The organism is Marinobacter caseinilyticus (assembly GCF_011074955.1).
Lineage (GTDB): Bacteria > Pseudomonadota > Gammaproteobacteria > Pseudomonadales > Oleiphilaceae > Marinobacter > Marinobacter caseinilyticus.
Genome location: NZ_WUQJ01000030.1, coordinates 20,947 through 39,195, shown reverse-complemented (window position 1 = coordinate 39,195; position 18,249 = coordinate 20,947). Strand labels below are relative to the sequence as shown.

Sequence of the window (18,249 nt, the reverse complement as noted above, 5' to 3'; positions counted from 1 at the left end):
TTCCCGCCTCAGGTCTGAGCCGCCAGCACAGGCTTAAGGTAGGAGATGGGCGCTGTGGATTCATCGTCGAATGTAACCACTTCCCACGCATCCTCTTCAGCACGAAGCTTACGGAGTAGCTTGTTATTCAAATCATGACCGGATTTCACCCCGCGAAATTCACCAATCAGGCTATTGCCCAACAGATAAAGATCTCCGATGGCGTCCAACACCTTGTGTTTGACGAATTCATCTTCGTAACGCAATCCGTCTTCGTTAAGGATTTTGTAGTCGTCCACGACGATGGCGTTATCGACACTGCCACCCAGGGCCAGATTCATCGCCCGAAGCTTCTCAATGTCACGCATGAAACCGAACGTACGGGCGCGACTGACTTCTTTCACAAACGAAGTGCTTGAGAAGTCCACCGTTGCGGTTTGAGCGCGACCCTTGAACACCGGATGGTCAAAATCGATGCCGAAACTGACTTTGAAGCCCTCGAACGGCAGGAAAGTGGCCTTCTTGTCACCTTCCTCCAGCGAGACTTCACGCTTGATGCGAATAAACTTTTTCGCAGCGTTTTGCTCAGCAATGCCAGCCGACTGCAGCAGGAACACAAAGGGTCCCGCACTGCCGTCCATGATGGGCACTTCGGCTGCGCTCAACTCTACGAAACAGTTATCAATGCCAAGCCCCGCCATAGCGGACAAGAGGTGCTCCACGGTCGCCACACGCACCGAGTCTTTCACCAGTGTCGTCGACAGCATGGTTTCGCCGACATTCTCGGCGCATGCTTTAATCTCGACAGCTGGGTCCAGGTCCGTACGTCTGAACACAATTCCCGAATCGATCGGGGCCGGTTTGAGCGTCAGGTATACTTTCTCACCCGAGTGCAAACCGACACCGGTCGCACGGATGGTGTTTTTAAGCGTCCGTTGTCTGATCATCGGTCAATAAATCCGTCACAAAAGTAAGATATCATTTGGGCACAAAACTGCCGGGATGATATCAAAAGACGATCCTGAATACCATTTAACCAATTCTATTATTCCGAATCAATATTCAGTTCGCCGCCCGTTCTCCAGTCGCCTGAGGCCCGACACGCTGCCGCAGACTCGCGCTCAGTTGAGCAGAGTTAAGCTTATCAATCGGCCTGACGGCGAAGGAATGCGGGAATATCGAGATAGTCGACACCCTGCTCCTCGGCTTCTTTACGCTGATCAAGCGCGGCATTACCTTGTGCCACCGCCCGCCGACGCAACACTGCAGGTCGATCCAGTTGCTTGTAGTCTGTTTTCCCGTCCAGGGAGCGGGTGTTATCAACCACCTTGGTTGGCTTTTCCTGGCCTCCGCCAAGCCCGGTTGCCACCACTGTGACCTTGAGTTCGTCGGTCATTTCAGGATCAATGACCGTGCCCACTACAACCGTGGCAGTGTCCGATGCAAACTCCCGAATAATGTCACCAACTTCGGAAAACTCACCAAGGTTCAAATCCATACCCGCGGTGATGTTGACCAGAATACCCTTGGCACCTTGCAAGTTGATATCGTCCAACAACGGGCTGCGAACAGCGGCCTCGGCGGCTTCGCGAGCACGATTTTCGCCGGTTGCGCGGGCAGTCCCCATCATCGCATTGCCCATTTCGGACATCACTGTTTTTACGTCGGCAAAGTCGACGTTGATCATGCCGTTACGGGTAATCAGATCGGCAATGCCTTGCACTGCGCCCAACAACACGTTGTTGGCTTCTGCGAAGGCGTCAAGCAGGCTGGTCTTCTTGCCCATGACAGCCAGTAATTTTTCATTGGGAATGGTGATCAGGGAATCAACGGAGTCCTCCAGGTCTTTTAACCCGGATTCGGCCACACTCATTCGCTTGCCACCCTCAAACTGGAACGGCTTGGTGACCACCGCTACCGTCAGGATACCCATTTCACGAGCAACTTCGGCTACCACCGGTGCTGCACCGGTTCCGGTTCCACCGCCCATACCGGCGGTTATAAAGACCATATCAGCGCCTTTAAGAGCTTCAGCGATACGATCCCGGTCTTCCATGGCGGATTGCCGGCCCACTTCCGGGTTGGCGCCGGCGCCAAGGCCTTTGGTGATATTGCCGCCAAGTTGAATCACTTGCTTGGCGCCCATGTCGGTCAGTGCCTGCGCATCGGTGTTGGCGCAGATAAAATCCACACCTTCGATGTCGCTATTCAGCATGTGACGAACGGCATTGCCGCCACCACCACCAACACCAATTACCTTGATCACAGCATTTTGCTGGACATTATCGACGAGTTCGAACATTCCCCTACTCCTTCGTGCTTGTTGTCAGCCTTTATTGGCAGGCTGATTATTTTTCGAGATACCTTCGTTTTAAGCCGTTTCCGACTGTTCACTGCCCTGGGCTACCCTCAAAAATGACCGGTAAACCAGGCTTTCATGCGCTCAAGTAGCGAAGGCGCACCGTCACCCCTGAGCACCGGCCCTCGACCAATATCCATTTGGCGAAAGCCATAGATCAGCAACCCCACGCCCGTGGCGTATATCGGATTGTTGACCACCTCCGTCATGCCGGAAACCGCTTGCGGTGACGCAAGCCGAACCGGCATGTGGAAGATTTCCTCAGCCAGCTCCACCACACCTTCCATGGTGGAAGAGCCACCCGTAATCACGATGCCTGCCGGGATCATGTCCTCAAAACCCGAGCGACGAAGCTCCGACTGCACCAGCGTAAACAATTCCTCATAACGGGGTTCGACCACCTCTGCCAGCGCCTGACGGGACAAATCCCGAGGCGCTCGATCGCCCACACTGGGCACCTTGATGGTCTCGTCCGCGCCGGCAAGCTGAGTGAGCGCACAGGCGTATTTGATCTTGATTTCCTCGGCGTTCTGGGTCGGCGTGCGCAGCGCCATCGCAATGTCGTTGGTCACCTGATCGCCGGCGATCGGAATGACCGCGGTATGCCGAATGGCCCCGCCGGTGAAGACTGCGATGTCGGTGGTGCCACCACCGATGTCAACCACACACACTCCCAGTTCTTTTTCATCTTCTGTCAATACGGCGTAACTCGACGCCAATTGCTCCAGAATGATGTCATCCACTTCCAACCCGCATCGACGGACACATTTCTCGATGTTCTGAGCCGCATTCACCGCGCAAGTCACCAGATGGACTTTGGCTTCCAGGCGAACCCCGGACATGCCCATCGGCTCCTTGATGCCCTCCTGGTTATCAATCACGAATTCCTGCGGCAGGATGTGCAGCACTTTCTGATCCGCAGGAATTGCCACGGCTTGCGCCGCATCAATGACACGGTCAATGTCCGCTTGCGTCACCTCGCGGTCCCGAATTGCAACAATGCCATGGGAATTCAGACTCTTGATGTGGCTGCCGGCAATACCGGCATACACCGAATGAATCCGGCAACCAGCCATCAGTTCGGCCTCCTCCACCGCACGCTGAATGGCTTGCACCGTGGTCTCGATATTGACCACCACACCCCGCTTCAGTCCGCGGGAAGGATGCGAGCCAATACCCACCACTTCGATCGTGCCGTCCATTTTGCGTTTGCCGACGATGGCAACCACCTTGGAGGTGCCAATGTCGAGACCGACAATCATGTTTTCCGTTTCACCCGATGACATGTAATTCACCAAACTGTAGGTCCATAAAAATGGGTCTAAGTATTTTTCCCAGATGCCTTATCCAGCGGCTTCCACTGGACCGCCACACCGTTGGTGTAGCGGGCATCAATGCGTTTAACCTCGTCTGCGCGAGCCGCCAATTGGCTCTCGTAAACTGTCATAAATCGTTCAAACCGCTGCTCCACCTGATCCCGACCAAGTACAACGTCGATGCCATTGGCGAGACGCAGCGTCCAGGCACCCCGTTTTTCAAGCGCCAACCCGGCAAAGCCCAGTCCTTGCGCGGTTAAGGTGTCTACCATCATGCGTGCCGTGGCGATCACATCCGGCAACCGATCATCCGGGCCCGACAGCCGGGGCAACGGTCCCGCCACCTCTCGGTTTGGCGGTGTAAACAGGACTCCCGATCGGCTGATCAGCTGATCGTCGTTCCAGTACGCCAAGGGTTTTTTCTCCCGGATCTCGATCATCAGTCCGTCTGGCCAAACGCGCCTGATCGCCGCGGTTTCAACCCACGGCCGTTGTTCGAGTGCGGCCTTGACCTCGGCCAGATCGGTGGCAAAAAAACTGCGACCTATCCACTGGCCCGCCCTGGATTCGAGGGCGGCCTGATTCTCACCGACTAACGTTCCGACCACTTTGACGGTCGTGATCTGCCGATCAAGCGCCGTCAACACTTCGCCTGCTCCCCACGGTACGAGTCCTGCGACAACCAACACCAACGCCCCCAAGCCCGTTTGTTGCCATGGAATGGCCGCTAGCAGGGCTTTCAGCGGCCCCAAGATATTGCGCTGTGGCCCATCGGATGTTGCACCGCGACGCCGTGGTGGGTCGGGCGGTATTGATCGACTGCGAACGTGCATGAGGTCAAGCATGGTCATCCTCCAGGGTGTCCCGCAGAATCCGCACAACCAGTTCTTCAAAACTGATACCGGCGGCTTTCGCTGCCATGGGAACCAGGCTGTGATCGGTCATCCCGGGCACAGTATTGACTTCCAGCAACCAGAACCCACCTTGTGAATCCTGCATGATGTCGACCCGACCCCAGCTTTTGCAGCCCACCACTCGGAAGGCTTCGACCGCCAAGGCTTGCAGTTCGAGTTCCTGATCTGCCGGCAGGCCACAGGGAATCTGGTAACGGGTGTCATTACTCAAATATTTGGCGTCGTAATCGTAGAACTCATGGTCGGTGCTCAAACCGATCGCAGGCAGCGCTTGGTCTTGCAGCACACTGACCGTAAACTCAGGCCCTTCAATCCAGTCCTCAACCAACACCAGTGGGTCGTGCTCGCTCGCGATCCGGTAAGCTTCTGCCAACTCGTCAACCGTGCTGACCTTGCGAATACCAATACTCGACCCCTCCCGGGACGGTTTGACGCTGAGCGGCGGCGTCAGCGCGGCCAAAATATCAGCCGCTTGCCCATCATCCGACATCAGTCGAAAAGCCGGCGTCGGCAGGCCACAGCCCTCGAACACGTACTTGGTTCGAAGCTTGTCCATCGCCAGAGCCGACGCCAACACTTCGCTCCCGGTGAACGGAATACCTGCCTGAGACAGAATGGCCTGCACCGTGCCATCCTCACCACCACGGCCGTGCAGGGCGATAAAAACCCGATCAAACTGGGGGTCGTCAAGGACCCGCAACAGACTTCCGGTCACATCCATACCGAAGGCATCGACGCCCGCGGACTGCAGCGCATTGAGCACGGCATGGCCACTTTTCAGCGATACCTCACGCTCGGCGGAGTCACCCCCCATAAAAACGGCGACTCGACCAAAGGCTCGCCTTAGTCCTGCGTCGATTTGATAGCCCTGCAGCGTCACATCAGTCATTTGCAATCACCCCTGCTGCTGCCAGGCGAGCGGCAACGCCGCCAATATCGCCTGCACCCTGAGTAATCAGCAGGTCACCGTCCTGCAACGTGGTTGCCAGCAGTTGCTCTATTTCGCGATTTTCTTCGACAAAAATGGGTTCCACTTGGCCACGCTGGCGAATGCTGCGGCACAGGGCACGACCATCGGCACCCGGGATCGCCGACTCGCCGGCGGAATAGACTTCCATCAGCAGCAGGCCATCCACTTCGGAGAGAACCCGCACGAAATCTTCGTAAAGGTCGCGGGTCCGGCTGAACCGGTGGGGCTGGTACAGCATCACAATGCGCCGCCCAGGCCAGGCTTCCCGGGCAGCCCGAATAACCGCCTCGACTTCGGTGGGGTGGTGACCGTAATCGTCCACCAGGGTGATGTTGCCTTTTTGGGTGGCGTAGTCGCCATACACCTGAAAACGACGCCCAACCCCAGCAAAGCCTGCCAATCCGGCACATATCGCCGAGTCGTCCACACCTTCATCCGTGGCAACCGCGATAGCAGCCAGGGCGTTGAGGACGTTATGACGCCCCGGCATCTTGAGCTCCACCGTCAAATCCGGGCGCCCACCGGGACGGCGGACCACAAAGTGGGTGCGCAGACAATCCGAAACAATGGCCTCCGCACGGTAGTCGGCGTCTGGATTGTCAATACCGTAGGTAATGATCGCCCGTGAAATCCGTGGGATAATTTCGTTGACATAGTCGTCGTCCACACACATGACGGCAACGCCATAGAACGGCAGGTTGTGCAGGAAATCCACAAACGTCTGTTTGAGCTTCCCCACGTCACCACCGTAAGTGTCCATGTGGTCGGCTTCGATATTGGTGACCACAGAAATCACGGGAGTCAGGTGCAAGAACGAGGCATCGCTTTCGTCAGCCTCGGCCACCAGGTAGCGTGATCCTCCCAATTGCGCATTGGTGCCGGCACTATTGAGCTTGCCACCAATGACAAACGTCGGGTCCAATCCGGCCTCACCCAACACCGACGCGATCAGACTGGTGGTAGTGGTTTTACCGTGGGTCCCCGCCACGGCAATACCGTGACGGTAGCGCATGATTTCTGCCAGCATTTCCGCGCGAGGCACAATGGGCACCCGGCGGCTTCTGGCCGACACGACTTCCGGGTTGTCCGACGACACTGCGGATGACACCACCACGACGTCCGCCAACTCCGTGTTTTCCTCGCGATGACCGATCTGAACGGTTATGGCCATGCCACGAAGACGGTCGGTTACCGTGCTCTCACGAATATCCGAACCCGACACTTCATAGCCTTGGTTCTTCAGCACTTCGGCGATGCCACTCATCCCGGCGCCACCAATTCCAACAAAATGGATGTGGCGTATACGGCGCATTTCGGGCACCTGAAAGACTAGGGGGGGATTTGTTTGTTCAGGCATGAGCAGCCTCCAGACAGTAATTCACTACTCGCTCCGTCGCGTCAGGGCGCGCCAGCGACCGGGCCGACGTCGCCATAGCCAGGACCCGGTCGCGATCAGCCACCAGGTCGGTTAGGGTTTCCGCCAGCACAGCCGCGGTTAATTTGTCTTGTGGGATCAACATGGCCGCCTTTGTTTGGACCATGTGTTCGGCATTTCGAGTCTGGTGATCGTCGACCGCATGAGGAAACGGCACCAGTATGGCCCCCAGTCCAGCCGCGCACAGCTCGGCAATGGTCAGGGCGCCGGCTCGGCAAAGGACAATATCCGCCCAGCCATAGGCTTCCGCCATGTCATTGATGAAGGGCTTGACTTGAGCTTCGATTCCAGCAGCGTCGTAAGCGGCGCAAGTTGCATCCAGATTTTTTTCACCACATTGATGAATCACCATCGGCCGAGTTTCAGGGCTCATTTCAGCCAAGGCAGCCGGCACGCATTGGTTGATTGCCTGCGCGCCCAGGCTTCCGCCCACAACCAGTAATTTGAGAGCGCCCTGCCGGCCAGCCATACGCTCATTTGGTGCAGCCAGGGCGGCCAAATCTTCCCGTACCGGATTGCCCGTGCAACGGGTCACCACCGGTGCCCCAAAACTGTTGGGGAACGCTTCCATAACGGTTTCTGCGAAGCGCGCCAAGACACGGTTGGTCATGCCGGCGACCGCATTTTGTTCATGTACCAGCAAAGGTGTACGGGTCAACCATGCAGCGACTCCACCTGGCCCCGTCACGAAGCCGCCCATACCAATCACGCAGTCGGGCTTGACCGAGCGCACGACACGCAGCGCCTGCAACAGGCCTTTGAGCAGCTTGTATGGCGCCGCCAACAAGGCCAGTTTACCTTTACCCCGCAGTCCCGAAACCGCAATCAGCGACAACGGAATGTCTGTATCGCTGATCAGCCTCGCCTCCATGCCACCGGCCGAACCCAGCCAATGCACCGAATGGCCGAGAGATTGCAGCATCCGGGCAGTTGCGAGCGCGGGGAATACATGCCCCCCGGTTCCGCCGGCCATGATCAGGAAGCGCTTGCTACTCATAGACTGCACCTCCCTTGGGCTTTCTCGGGGACGCGGATTGCTGGGCGCCGGTGTCAGACGAGCGAGCCATTGCCGTGCGCTCCATCTCCACCCGAGCCAGTATGCCAATGCAAATACAGGTCATTAACAAACTGCTGCCGCCGTAACTCATCAGTGGCAGTGTCAGGCCTTTGGTCGGCAGCAAACCGGTTGCGACTGCCATATTAATGGTGGCCTGCAAGCCAATTAGCAGGGTAATGCCATAGCCAAAACAGGCCGCAAATGGCATCTCTGCTTTTTCAGCACGACGCGCGATGGTAAATCCTGCGACCACCAGAATGGTGAACAGCAACAGAGTCCCCAGAGACCCCACCAAACCGAACTCTTCGGCTGTAATGGCAAAAATAAAATCGGTGTGCGCCTCCGGCAGATAAAACAATTTTTGCACGGAGTTACCAAGGCCGACGCCGGCCCAATCACCCCGACCGAACGCTATCAGGGACTGGGTCAGCTGATAGCCGCTGTCGAACTGGTCTTTCCAGGGGTCCAGATAACTCACCACCCGCTTAAGGCGGTAAGGCTGAGTAAGGATGAGCACCGTACCAATGAATACGCAGGAGGCTATCAAGGGCAGAAACCGGCTCAGCCGGACCCCGCTGAGGAAAATCATGCCCATTGCGGCTGTCATCAATACCACGGTGGCACCAAAATCCGGCTCGATGACAAGCAGTATCGAAGCGACCGTCAACACGACCACCGGTTTCAGAAAGCCGGCCCAGGTATTGACCAGCTCTTCCCGCCGGCGCACCACGTAACCGGCAAGGTAGGCAATCAAACACACTTTCGCGATTTCAGACACCTGAACATTGAACAGGCCAAACGGGATCCAGCGGGTAGAGCCATTGACCGTCCGCCCGATTGGCGTAAGCACCAACAACAACACAAATAGGCCCACACCCAGCAGCAACCACCCGCTGCGTTCCCACCAAGCGAGCGGAACATTAGCCGCGATCAGTGCCAGGGCGCATCCAAGGCAAACGAAAATCAGCTGGCGGATCACAAAGTGGTAGCTGTTTCCCATAACCTCACCCGCCATATCCATTGAGGCTGATGAGATCATCACAATACCCATGACCAATAAAGCAATGGCACTCATTAACAGCCAAGGCAGTGGATTTACGCCTTCACGGATGGACAGGTTGGTCAACGTCAGGTCAGGCCGGATCATAGTAGCTCCACCTGTTGCCTGAATTGCTCGCCGCGATCTTCGTAACTACGGAACATATCGAAACTGGCGCAAGCCGGCGATAATAGTACGCGGTCCCCCGGCACCGACATTTCCGACGCCAACGCAACGGCTTCGGCCAGACTGCTGACAGATTCCGTGACCACATCGGCGCCCAGTGTCCCGGCCAAGAGCGGAGCGTCCCGCCCGATCAGAATAACCAACCGGCAATGGTGAGCGACCGGCTCTCGCAAAGGAGAGAAATCAGCGCCCTTGCCATCACCACCGGCAATTAACACAACTTTTCCATTGTGGGGTGCCAGGCTTCTGATGGCCGCAACCGTTGCCCCCACATTGGTACCCTTGGAATCATTGATGTAGTCGACACCGGCCACCGTGCGCACAAATTCGCACCGGTGTGGCAGACCTCGAAACGCCCGTGCGGTATCGAGCATGACCGCCATAGGCAAGCCTGCGGCCTGACCCAGTGCCAGAGCGGCCATAATATTGCTGAGATTGTGTCCCCCCAGTAACGACAGCTCCGTGTCCCGGATTAGGTTGTCGAAACCATAAGTCACCCAAGTGCCACCATCATCGTCGCGGGTACTGAAGGTATCGGGGTTGATCCGGTGGCGACCGAAACAGATGAAACGGAGGTTATCGCGGGCCATCGGTGTGCTTAGCGGGTCGTCCAGATTAACGATGGCATTTTGAGCACCATTGAATATTCTCTGCTTGGCCTGGAAATAAGCCAATTTTGAGGGGTAGCGATCCATATGGTCATCACTGACATTGAGCACGGTGGCGGCCAGCGCACCCAACGCCTGGGTAGTTTCGAGCTGAAAGCTCGACAACTCCAGAATATAAAGTTCGGCGTCCTGGTCCAGCAAATCCAATGCCGGTGTCCCAATGTTGCCGCCAATGGCCACCCGCTTGCCCGCCGCTCGTGCCATCTCGCCCAGTAACGTTGTGACGGTGGTCTTGCCGTTTGAGCCGGTAATGGCAATGATCGGTGCCGTAGCGGCGTCGCTGAACAGATCGATGTCACCCCGCACTCGGGCGCCACGCTCAACCGCCGCCTGAATGGCCGGTTCCTTGATGCTCAGCCCCGGACTGACAACCAGCTCATTAAAACCGGCAAACAGGTCGGCATCAAAGGCCCCCAAATGCACCGGAACCTCTGGCCATTGCGCGCTTAATGTCTGCAACCCCGGCGGCGATAGGCGATTGTCAGCCACGGCAACATCTCGTCCCTGCGCCAGCAGGTAACGCACGCAGGAGAGCCCGGTTTTACCGAGTCCTACCACCAATGTGCGACGATCTGAAACTATGACACTCATGTCTTGCCCGCTTCGCCTATCGAATTTTCAGTGTGGCCAGTCCAACCAACACCAGAACAACCGTGACTACCCAAAAACGCACAATAACCCGCGGCTCTGGCCAGCCTTTCAATTCAAAATGATGGTGTAGCGGCGCCATACGAAATATGCGCCGACCAGTCAACCGGAACGATGCCACCTGCAAGATCACCGAGACCGTCTCCATCACAAACACACCGCCCATAACGAACAGCACGATCTCCTGGCGCACGATCACCGCGACAACCCCCAGCGCCGCGCCCAGAGCCAGAGCGCCCACATCTCCCATGAAGACTTGTGCCGGGTAGGTGTTGAACCAGAGGAAGCCCAGCCCAGCGCCCACCAGTGCGCCGCAAAACACGATCAATTCGCCGGTTCCCGGCAAATGGGGAATCAGCAGATAGTTGGCAAACTGCGCGTGCCCCGAGAGGTACGCAAAAATACCCAGCGCGGCGGCGACCATGACCGTTGGCATGATGGCCAGCCCATCCAGACCGTCGGTCAGGTTGACGGCATTGCTACTGCCCACAACCACGAAGTAGGTCAGCAAAACGAAAAGCACTGGCCCTAGTGTCAACGAGACTTCCTTGAACACTGGCACGAAGAGAGACGTTTCCTGCGGCAGTGTCGCGCTGTAATACAACCAGAAAGCGGCGATCGCCCCGATAATCGACTGCCAGAAATACTTCCAGCGACCCGGCAGACCACGCGGATTACGCTCCACCACTTTGCGATAGTCGTCGACCCAACCGATCACGCCAAAAAACATGGTGACCAACAGACTGACCCACACATACCGGTTACTCAGGTCCGCCCACAATAATGTGCTGACCGTGATGGCGACCAGGATCAGTGCTCCGCCCATTGTGGGGGTGCCGGCCTTGCTCAGGTGGGTCTGCGGGCCATCGTCCCGAACCGATTGCCCGATTTGGTATTGACTCAATTTGCGGATCATTACCGGGCCAATCAGCAGGGAGATCATCAATGCGGTCAGAATGCCGCAGATGCCACGAAGCGTCAGATACTGAAACACTGCCAGTGACGTGAAGTATTCTGAAAGTATCTCTGTCAGCCAGAGCAGCATTAGCGTGTCACCTTGTGTTGAATTCCCTCTACCACGACATTCATGGCGGAACTACGAGATCCTTTCACCAGCACCGTAACCGGTGCGGCGAGCTGCTGTTTCAAAAACTCAATCGCTTCGCCATGGTCATGACAAGCACGGCCGCCTTCACCAAATCCGGCAAGGTAGCCTTTCGCGCCGTCACCCACCGCAAGCAGTTGCACAATGCCCAATGCCTTTGCGAACGCACCGACTTCCCGGTGCAATCTGTCAGCGTCGGGACCCAGTTCCGCCATGGCACCCAGAACCACAATCCGGTTGCCCGGCCGCGAAGCAAGCACAGAAAGCGCTGCTCTCATTGACGCCGGGTTGGCATTGTAGCTGTCATCGATCACAACCACGTCCGGACTCAGGACTATCGGCTGAAGGCGCCCTGGCACCGGCTGAATAGCCGCCAAGCCGGCCTGAATGGCCTGATTATCGACACCCAGTTCACGCGCAGCCGCAATGGCAAGCAAGGCATTAAGCCTGTTGTGATCACCCAGCAGTGAAAGGCTCACATTGCAACTCCATCGATCCGGACCCTGCACACGCATCCGCTGTTCGGCATCGACGATTGACCAATCATCACAACGGTAGTCCACCGACTGGCCGGATTGACCGTCGGTGTGGCCGGTCACCGTCACAACCTTTCGGTTGCCAGCGCGCTGGCGCCATTGATCAAAGGCGGCGTCATCGTGATTGAGAATTACCGATCCCAGTGCCGGTACCCCATCGATGATTTCGCCTTTCGCTTGCACCACATTCCCATAGCTGCCAAAGCCCTCAAGATGCGCTTCGGCTGCGTTGGTAATAATCGCCACATCCGGACGCACGATGGCGACAGTGTGAGCAATTTCCCCCAAGCCACTGGCACCCAGTTCAATCACTGCAAAACGATGCGTTGGCGTCAGTCGAAACAACGTCAGGGGTACGCCAATGTGATTGTTCAGGTTGCCTTGGGTCGCCAGCGTGCTATCCACCTGTTGAAGGATGGATGCCACCATTTCTTTGACCGTTGTCTTGCCGCTGCTGCCGGTGATGGCCACAACCCGCGCTCGACTCTCACGACGATTGCCCTGCGCCAAATCCGCCAAGGCGGCGGTCGTGTCTGCCACCTGCAATTGCGGCAAGGTACAGGTCGTGTTGCACTCGTCAACCACAGCGGCTACAGCGCCAGCTTGCTCCGCCATCTCAATAAAACGGTGGCCGTCAAAATTCTCGCCGCGCAGGGCCACAAACAGGTCGCCAGACTGCAGCGACCGGGTATCCGTAGACACACCACTGAAATACCCGTCTTTGACCCCACCGCTTGCGCCCATCCAGCCGGCGGCTTCAAGCAATGAAAACTGGCGCATCATGCAACACCTCCGGTCAGTGACAGCGCTGAGCGTACATGCTCGGAATCACTGAAAGGCACCCGCTGGCCAGCTGTTTCCTGCCAGGTCTCGTGGCCCTTACCGGCAATCAGTACGACGTCACCGGACCGGGCTTGCTCAATCGCAGTGCGAATAGCGAGCGCGCGATCATGAATAAGCTGAGCGTGATCAGGCGCCTCAAAACCGCTGAAAATCTCCCGCGCAATCGCATCCGGGTGTTCTGACCGAGGGTTATCGTCTGTCACAATGACTCGGTCGGCGCCCTTTTCGGCTTCCCTGGCCATTTCCGGGCGCTTGCCCGCGTCACGATCACCACCGCAACCGAATACACAGATCAGGTCGCCATCGGCATGGGGCCTCAACGCGGCCAACGCGTTGCTGAGCGCATCCGGGGTGTGGGCATAATCAACGATCACTCTGACCCCGCCGAGTCCGGCGTAGGATTCCAGTCGCCCGGGGGGCGGCGCAAGACGACCAGCCGCAGCTACCACTCGGTCCAGCGGAACACCGAGACTCAGAACTGCCGCCATGGCGGCCATGACGTTGCTGACATTGAAGCTGCCCAACAGCGAGGTGGTTATGTTAAAGGGCCCCCAGAGCCCATCAAGGGACGCCGAAAAACCATCGGCATCGGGCTGGTAGTCTGTTAACCAAAGTTCGGTTTGGGGTTCGTGCAAGCTATAGCGGACACGGTCACATTGCCCCTCCAACTGCTCATAAAGCTGACGGCCAAACGGGTCATCAAAGTTAATAACTGAGAAATGCAGCCCCTCGCGCAAAAACAACTTGGCCTTGGCGTTGCCGTAGGCGGCCATCGACCCGTGATAGTCAAGGTGATCACGGGTCAGATTGGTGAACACAGCCCCGGTGATACTCACACCATCGACCCGACCTTGTTCAAGCGCATGCGAGGAAACTTCCATTGCGGCTGCGCGACCACCCTGCGAAAGGATATAGGACAGGTTCGCATTTACGTGCACGACATCCGGCGTCGTATGGTTCGTCGATTGCAGTCGCCCTGGCATGCCGCAACCCAGCGTACCGATCATTCCACACGGGGTTCCGGTGTCGCTCAGAAGCTGCGATAAGAAATGTGCGACGGACGTCTTTCCATTTGTACCCGTAACGCCCAGAACTCTCAGGCGCTGGGAGGGATGCTCATAGAACCGGTCGGCGATCGTGCCCAGTTTCGACTTAAGGTCTTTGACCGGAACCACAAGCGCACCGTGGCGCTCCGAGCACTCACCTTCCTGATCTGACTCAAGCAAGATAACCGTGGCTCCGGCGTTAATCGCCGGCTCCAAGTAGTGGTCTGCCGGCGTCAGAGCGCCCGACAAGGCGATGAAGGCATCGCCGGGGCGCACTTCCCGGCTGTCCGTCTTCAAGCCATGAATGGTGACATCGAATACGGAAGGCAACGGCGCAATACCCTGCAGCAATGTACTTAGCGATGTGATGCACATAGGTTTACCCCCGCTCACCAGTTTTCGGCGCGTGCCTCCGCAACGGCGCCTCACCAATTTCCAGCTCAGGCTTCACATTGAGCAACCGCAAGGCATCGCCCATAACGCGGGCAAAGACCGGAGCGGCTACCTCACCTCCATAATACTCCCCACCTTGCGGGGCATCGACGGCCACGACGGTCACAATACGTGGATGGTCGATCGGCGCCATACCGGCAAAAATGGCTTTGTACTGGCTCTTCTCATAACCGTTTTCACCGACCAGATGCACCGTGCCGGTTTTTCCGCCTGCGGAATAAAAACTCAACTGAGCACGCTTCCCAGTTCCATCCTCAACAGCGGAACGCAACATTTTGCGCACCTCGGCGGTGACCCGTTCAGACAACACTCGCTCGCCCCGCGGGGCTTCGTCCTGGCGCAGCAAACTCAGCGGGTAACGAATGCCGCCATTGGCCAACACCATATAGGCTTGGGCCAACTGAAGCGCATTGACACTGAGACCGTAGCCATACGACAGCGTGGCCTCCTCAACCGGACGCCAGCGAGGCGGACTTGGCAACACACCCACTGCTTCGCCGGGAAAACCAATGCCCGTTGCCTGCCCCAACCCCATCCGATAGTACAGATCTCGGATTGCATCGCCACCCAACTCTGTGGCGATGCGGCTGATGCCGACGTTGCTGGATTTTACGATAATGCCGGCAAGATCCAGGACTCGGTGGTTGCTGGTATCGCGGATCGTAAAGCGGCCAAATCGACGATAGCCAGGCGATGTATCAACGGTGGATGACGGTGTGTACTTACCACTTTCGAGCGCCGCTGCCACGGTAACGGGCTTCATGGTTGAGCCTGGTTCAAAGAGGTCCGTGATCGCCTTGTTGCGCATCCCGTCAGGGCTCATCTGCTGGCGGTCATTTGGGTTGTAGGAATCCTGGTTTACCATGGCCAGTACTTCACCGGTGGCCACATCGAGCATCACCAGCGTGCCACCGTGAGCGTTATGTGCCTGCACGACGGCCTTCAATTCACGATAAGCCAAATACTGCAATCGAAGATCAATGCTCAAAGCAATCTGCTGGCCGGGCTTGGCATCCCGAATCAGTGACAAATCCTTGATCACCCGCCCGCGATTATCCTTCAGTACTCGCTTGCTACCTACTTCGCCGCTGAGCCACTCGTTGTAGGAGAGCTCCAGCCCTTCCTGACCGCGCTCATCAATATTGGTAAATCCCACCACATGCGATGTCACTTCGCCCGCTGGGTAGTATCGGCGGTACTCGCGCCGGGTATAGAGTCCCGGCACTTCAACAGCAACAACCTCGCGGGCCAATGTGGGTTGAACTTTGCGTTTGATGTAAATAAATTCACGCTGTTCGTGCTGGCGCAGACGCGCCCTGAGCCGGGCTTCATTCACGCCAAGCAAGCGCGCAACACTGCTCAGCCGGGGATCCCCAGCGTCCATTTCGCCTGGATTCGCCCAAATGGTCATCATCGGGGTGCTGACCGCCAGTGATTCGCCGTGACGGTCAGTGATCATGCCGCGGTGGGCATCGATGGTCTCAACTCGAATGGTTCGCACATCACCCTGATTGCTGAGGAAGGCCTGATCCACGACATGGAGGTCAACGAGACGCCACGCCAATGCCCCGACCACCACCAGAAAGACACCCAGCACCGTACCGTACCGCCAGGCTTTGAAGCTGGCTGCTAGGCGCTGAATTCTGGTCTGTGCTTGTCCTTCCTGGGGCAAAGCCATCACCTGCTATTGTTGGACCTGTTCATGGGCCAGTATGTAGGGCATTGCTACTGGCACGAGCACTATCGATTCTTTTCCCGGAACGGTCATAACCAGCTTCTCTGCAGCGCTTCGCTCAATGCGTCCGTGGGCGCTCAACGCGCTCTGCTCGAGCAACAACTGACTCCACTCACGTTGATAGCCATCCCTTTCGGCGTGCAGTTCCGACAGCGCATTAAACAGCTGACGATTCTCATGCGCACTGATGACCACACCGATAGCGGAGACAATCAACACCAACACCAGCGCAAAGGACACCAGCATGTTTTTCTGGCACAGCGTCTGAAAGATCTGCTTTGACAGACCAATGGTGCTTGAAACACTTTCTCGTACGGCTTGCTTGTTAAAGGTCGCGGTCTTGGCCGGACGCTCGATGGTAACGGCACTCATGCTTCATCTCCCTTATATCGCGGCTCGCCGTTCGGCCCACCACGTCGTTCCAGCACGCGCATCACTGCGCTTCGCGCCCGGACGTTATCGCTGATCTCGCCGACTTCCGCCTTCAAGGCTTTAGTCACCAGCCGAAACTCCGATTCCGTATCCACGGCTTTCACGGGCAAGCCGCGGGGAAGCTGTGGCCCGCGAGCCAAATCCCGCATAAAGCGCTTTACAATACGGTCTTCCAGCGAGTGAAAACTGATCACGACCAGGCGCCCACCGGGCGCCAACTGATCAACGGCGGCCTGCAGCCCTGTTTCCAGATCTTCCAGTTCGCGATTGATAAAAATCCGGATGGCCTGAAAGGTCCGGGTCGCCGGATGTTTGTGTTTGTCTTTGCGGGGTACGGCACTGCTCACCAGCTCCGCGAGCTGACGAGTCGTCTCCAGAGGTTCTTCAATACGCTTGGCCACCACCGCACGGGCGATACGGCGAGAAAAACGCTCTTCACCGTAACGGTAAATAACGTTGGCAATGTCTTGCTCATCGGCGCTGTTGAGCCATTGAGCCGCACTGGGCGCTTGCAGCGGATTCATTCGCATATCCAGTGGGCCGTCTCTCATGAAACTGAATCCACGGCTGGCGTCATCCAATTGCGGGGAGGACACCCCCAAATCAAGCAGCACGCCGTCAACCTCAGGCCACCCGAAGTCATTCGTCAGCGCCGCCAGGTCTGCGAACGAGCCGTGACGAATCTGAAAACGCTCATCGTCTTGCGCCAGCACTTCGCCATACCCAACCGCCTCCGGGTCTTTATCGATCCCCAGCAAGCGACCTTCACTATCCAGTTGCTGCAAAATGAGCCTGCTGTGCCCACCACGGCCAAACGTGCCATCAACATAGCGGCCACCCGGGCGACCGATTAAATGCTGGACAGCCAAATCCAATAACACGGATTGGTGCAAAGACTGATTTCCGGTGGCTGGCGCATTCCGACGCTTCATAGCGACAGCGCTTCCATCTCAGGCGGCATGTCATCATCCGCCGAAGCTTCATCAAGCCAGGCAAACCAACGCTCTTCGTTCCAGAGCTCAAGCTTTTTGCCTTGACCAATCACCATCAGTTTTTTCTCAAAACGGGCATAGTCCCTCAGCGTGGGGGGCACCAACACTCGACCAACCGAGTCCAGCTCCAGAGGCGTCGCGTAGCCGAGCATCAATCGTTGCAGGCGCCGGGCCCTGCGATTCATATTGGGTAGCGCTTCTATTTCGGGACGCAGTGCCTCCCATTGGGGCTCCGGGTAGATCAACAGACAGCGTTCTTCTTCGGTATCCGGCGCGTTGGCAGTCAATACAATGCGACCGCTACAGGCTTGCGCGAGTTCCTCACGCACCCGTGCGGGGATCGCCAAACGACCCTTCGCATCCATATTGATGGCATGACTGCCGAGAAACTTGCTCATTTGCGATAACTCTGCCGTTGTCGGTACCGGTTCTAACGGATTTTTCGGTCAGCCCGGAATGGATATTTCCCATTCCCTGCCACTTCACCCCTTGAGATGACACCAAAAACCACTTAAAACCACTTTTTCCCACTCCTG

15 protein-coding genes and 1 pseudogene are annotated in these 18,249 nt (G+C 57.2%); all 16 read right to left on the bottom strand.

The features are described from left to right. Positions 1-8 precede the first annotated feature (8 nt). The 16 genes and pseudogenes from lpxC to mraZ all read right to left on the bottom strand — a co-directional run bounded on the left by lpxC (position 9) and on the right by mraZ (position 18,111). Complete coding sequence (gene lpxC, locus GRX64_RS14860; RefSeq protein WP_166268527.1) at positions 9-926, bottom strand: UDP-3-O-acyl-N-acetylglucosamine deacetylase; 918 nt, start codon at positions 924-926, stop codon at positions 9-11. 197 nt (positions 927-1,123) lie between these two features. After that, entirely contained in the window at positions 1,124-2,281 is a 1,158-nt protein-coding gene (gene ftsZ, locus GRX64_RS14855; protein WP_166268526.1) for a cell division protein FtsZ, read from the bottom strand. A gap of 205 nt (positions 2,282-2,486) precedes the next feature. After that, positions 2,487-3,624, bottom strand: a pseudogene (gene ftsA / locus GRX64_RS14850) (cell division protein FtsA); the annotation flags it as partial. A gap of 35 nt (positions 3,625-3,659) precedes the next feature. Further along, positions 3,660-4,499 (bottom strand): cell division protein FtsQ/DivIB, encoded by an 840-nt coding sequence (locus GRX64_RS14845; protein ID WP_166268524.1) that lies wholly within the window; start codon positions 4,497-4,499, stop codon positions 3,660-3,662. Further along, positions 4,492-5,457, bottom strand: a complete 966-nt coding sequence (locus GRX64_RS14840) for a D-alanine--D-alanine ligase (RefSeq protein ID WP_166268523.1) — start codon at positions 5,455-5,457, stop codon at positions 4,492-4,494. The genes GRX64_RS14845 and GRX64_RS14840 overlap by 8 nt, the downstream gene beginning before the upstream one ends. After that, positions 5,450-6,895 (bottom strand): UDP-N-acetylmuramate--L-alanine ligase, encoded by a 1,446-nt coding sequence (murC, locus tag GRX64_RS14835; RefSeq protein WP_166268522.1) that lies wholly within the window; start codon positions 6,893-6,895, stop codon positions 5,450-5,452. Before murC ends, GRX64_RS14840 begins: the two co-directional genes overlap by 8 nt. After that, the gene (gene murG, locus GRX64_RS14830) at positions 6,888-7,970 is read right to left on the bottom strand and encodes an undecaprenyldiphospho-muramoylpentapeptide beta-N-acetylglucosaminyltransferase (RefSeq protein WP_166268521.1); all 1,083 of its coding nucleotides are present in this window, start codon (positions 7,968-7,970) and stop codon (positions 6,888-6,890) included. The genes murC and murG overlap by 8 nt, the downstream gene beginning before the upstream one ends. Next, positions 7,963-9,177 carry a putative lipid II flippase FtsW gene (gene ftsW, locus GRX64_RS14825; protein WP_207308816.1) on the bottom strand — a complete coding sequence of 405 codons (1,215 nt, stop codon included), beginning with the start codon at positions 9,175-9,177 and terminating at the stop codon, positions 7,963-7,965. The genes murG and ftsW overlap by 8 nt, the downstream gene beginning before the upstream one ends. Continuing rightward, positions 9,174-10,514 carry a UDP-N-acetylmuramoyl-L-alanine--D-glutamate ligase gene (gene murD, locus GRX64_RS14820; RefSeq protein WP_166268520.1) on the bottom strand — a complete coding sequence of 447 codons (1,341 nt, stop codon included), beginning with the start codon at positions 10,512-10,514 and terminating at the stop codon, positions 9,174-9,176. Before murD ends, ftsW begins: the two co-directional genes overlap by 4 nt. A gap of 16 nt (positions 10,515-10,530) precedes the next feature. Beyond that, on the bottom strand, positions 10,531-11,616 hold the full coding sequence (gene mraY, locus GRX64_RS14815) for a phospho-N-acetylmuramoyl-pentapeptide-transferase (protein ID WP_166268519.1): 1,086 nt from the start codon (positions 11,614-11,616) through the stop codon (positions 10,531-10,533). Continuing rightward, complete coding sequence (locus GRX64_RS14810) at positions 11,616-12,995, bottom strand: UDP-N-acetylmuramoyl-tripeptide--D-alanyl-D-alanine ligase (RefSeq protein WP_166268518.1); 1,380 nt, start codon at positions 12,993-12,995, stop codon at positions 11,616-11,618. The genes mraY and GRX64_RS14810 overlap by 1 nt, the downstream gene beginning before the upstream one ends. Then, positions 12,992-14,476 carry a UDP-N-acetylmuramoyl-L-alanyl-D-glutamate--2,6-diaminopimelate ligase gene (locus GRX64_RS14805; protein ID WP_166268517.1) on the bottom strand — a complete coding sequence of 495 codons (1,485 nt, stop codon included), beginning with the start codon at positions 14,474-14,476 and terminating at the stop codon, positions 12,992-12,994. The genes GRX64_RS14810 and GRX64_RS14805 overlap by 4 nt, the downstream gene beginning before the upstream one ends. A gap of 4 nt (positions 14,477-14,480) precedes the next feature. Further along, a complete protein-coding gene (locus GRX64_RS14800) occupies positions 14,481-16,232 on the bottom strand; it encodes a peptidoglycan D,D-transpeptidase FtsI family protein (protein WP_166268516.1) in 1,752 nt (583 codons plus the stop codon). 6 nt (positions 16,233-16,238) lie between these two features. After that, positions 16,239-16,661 carry a cell division protein FtsL gene (ftsL, locus tag GRX64_RS14795; protein ID WP_166268515.1) on the bottom strand — a complete coding sequence of 141 codons (423 nt, stop codon included), beginning with the start codon at positions 16,659-16,661 and terminating at the stop codon, positions 16,239-16,241. Continuing rightward, positions 16,658-17,653 carry a 16S rRNA (cytosine(1402)-N(4))-methyltransferase RsmH gene (rsmH, locus tag GRX64_RS14790; protein ID WP_166268514.1) on the bottom strand — a complete coding sequence of 332 codons (996 nt, stop codon included), beginning with the start codon at positions 17,651-17,653 and terminating at the stop codon, positions 16,658-16,660. Before rsmH ends, ftsL begins: the two co-directional genes overlap by 4 nt. Continuing rightward, positions 17,650-18,111, bottom strand: coding sequence for a division/cell wall cluster transcriptional repressor MraZ (gene mraZ, locus GRX64_RS14785; protein ID WP_166268513.1), 462 nt, complete (start codon positions 18,109-18,111; stop codon positions 17,650-17,652). Before mraZ ends, rsmH begins: the two co-directional genes overlap by 4 nt. Positions 18,112-18,249: the final 138 nt, after the last annotated feature.

What these genes read in the sequence shown, in the direction of transcription:
- GRX64_RS14800 (WP_166268516.1), bottom strand. Translation starts at nt 16,232, where the DNA reads ATGGCTTTGCCCCAGGAAGGACAAGCACAGACCAGAATTCAGCGCCTA.
- murG (WP_166268521.1), bottom strand. Translation starts at nt 7,970, where the DNA reads ATGAGTAGCAAGCGCTTCCTGATCATGGCCGGCGGAACCGGGGGGCAT.
- murD (WP_166268520.1), bottom strand. Translation starts at nt 10,514, where the DNA reads ATGAGTGTCATAGTTTCAGATCGTCGCACATTGGTGGTAGGACTCGGT.
- GRX64_RS14840 (WP_166268523.1), bottom strand. Translation starts at nt 5,457, where the DNA reads ATGACTGATGTGACGCTGCAGGGCTATCAAATCGACGCAGGACTAAGG.
- GRX64_RS14845 (WP_166268524.1), bottom strand. Translation starts at nt 4,499, where the DNA reads ATGCTTGACCTCATGCACGTTCGCAGTCGATCAATACCGCCCGACCCA.
- ftsZ (WP_166268526.1), bottom strand. Translation starts at nt 2,281, where the DNA reads ATGTTCGAACTCGTCGATAATGTCCAGCAAAATGCTGTGATCAAGGTA.
- lpxC (WP_166268527.1), bottom strand. Translation starts at nt 926, where the DNA reads ATGATCAGACAACGGACGCTTAAAAACACCATCCGTGCGACCGGTGTC.
- rsmH (WP_166268514.1), bottom strand. Translation starts at nt 17,653, where the DNA reads ATGAAGCGTCGGAATGCGCCAGCCACCGGAAATCAGTCTTTGCACCAA.
- murC (WP_166268522.1), bottom strand. Translation starts at nt 6,895, where the DNA reads ATGCCTGAACAAACAAATCCCCCCCTAGTCTTTCAGGTGCCCGAAATG.
- mraY (WP_166268519.1), bottom strand. Translation starts at nt 11,616, where the DNA reads ATGCTGCTCTGGCTGACAGAGATACTTTCAGAATACTTCACGTCACTG.
- ftsL (WP_166268515.1), bottom strand. Translation starts at nt 16,661, where the DNA reads ATGAGTGCCGTTACCATCGAGCGTCCGGCCAAGACCGCGACCTTTAAC.
- ftsW (WP_207308816.1), bottom strand. Translation starts at nt 9,177, where the DNA reads ATGATCCGGCCTGACCTGACGTTGACCAACCTGTCCATCCGTGAAGGC.
- GRX64_RS14805 (WP_166268517.1), bottom strand. Translation starts at nt 14,476, where the DNA reads ATGTGCATCACATCGCTAAGTACATTGCTGCAGGGTATTGCGCCGTTG.
- GRX64_RS14810 (WP_166268518.1), bottom strand. Translation starts at nt 12,995, where the DNA reads ATGATGCGCCAGTTTTCATTGCTTGAAGCCGCCGGCTGGATGGGCGCA.
- mraZ (WP_166268513.1), bottom strand. Translation starts at nt 18,111, where the DNA reads ATGAGCAAGTTTCTCGGCAGTCATGCCATCAATATGGATGCGAAGGGT.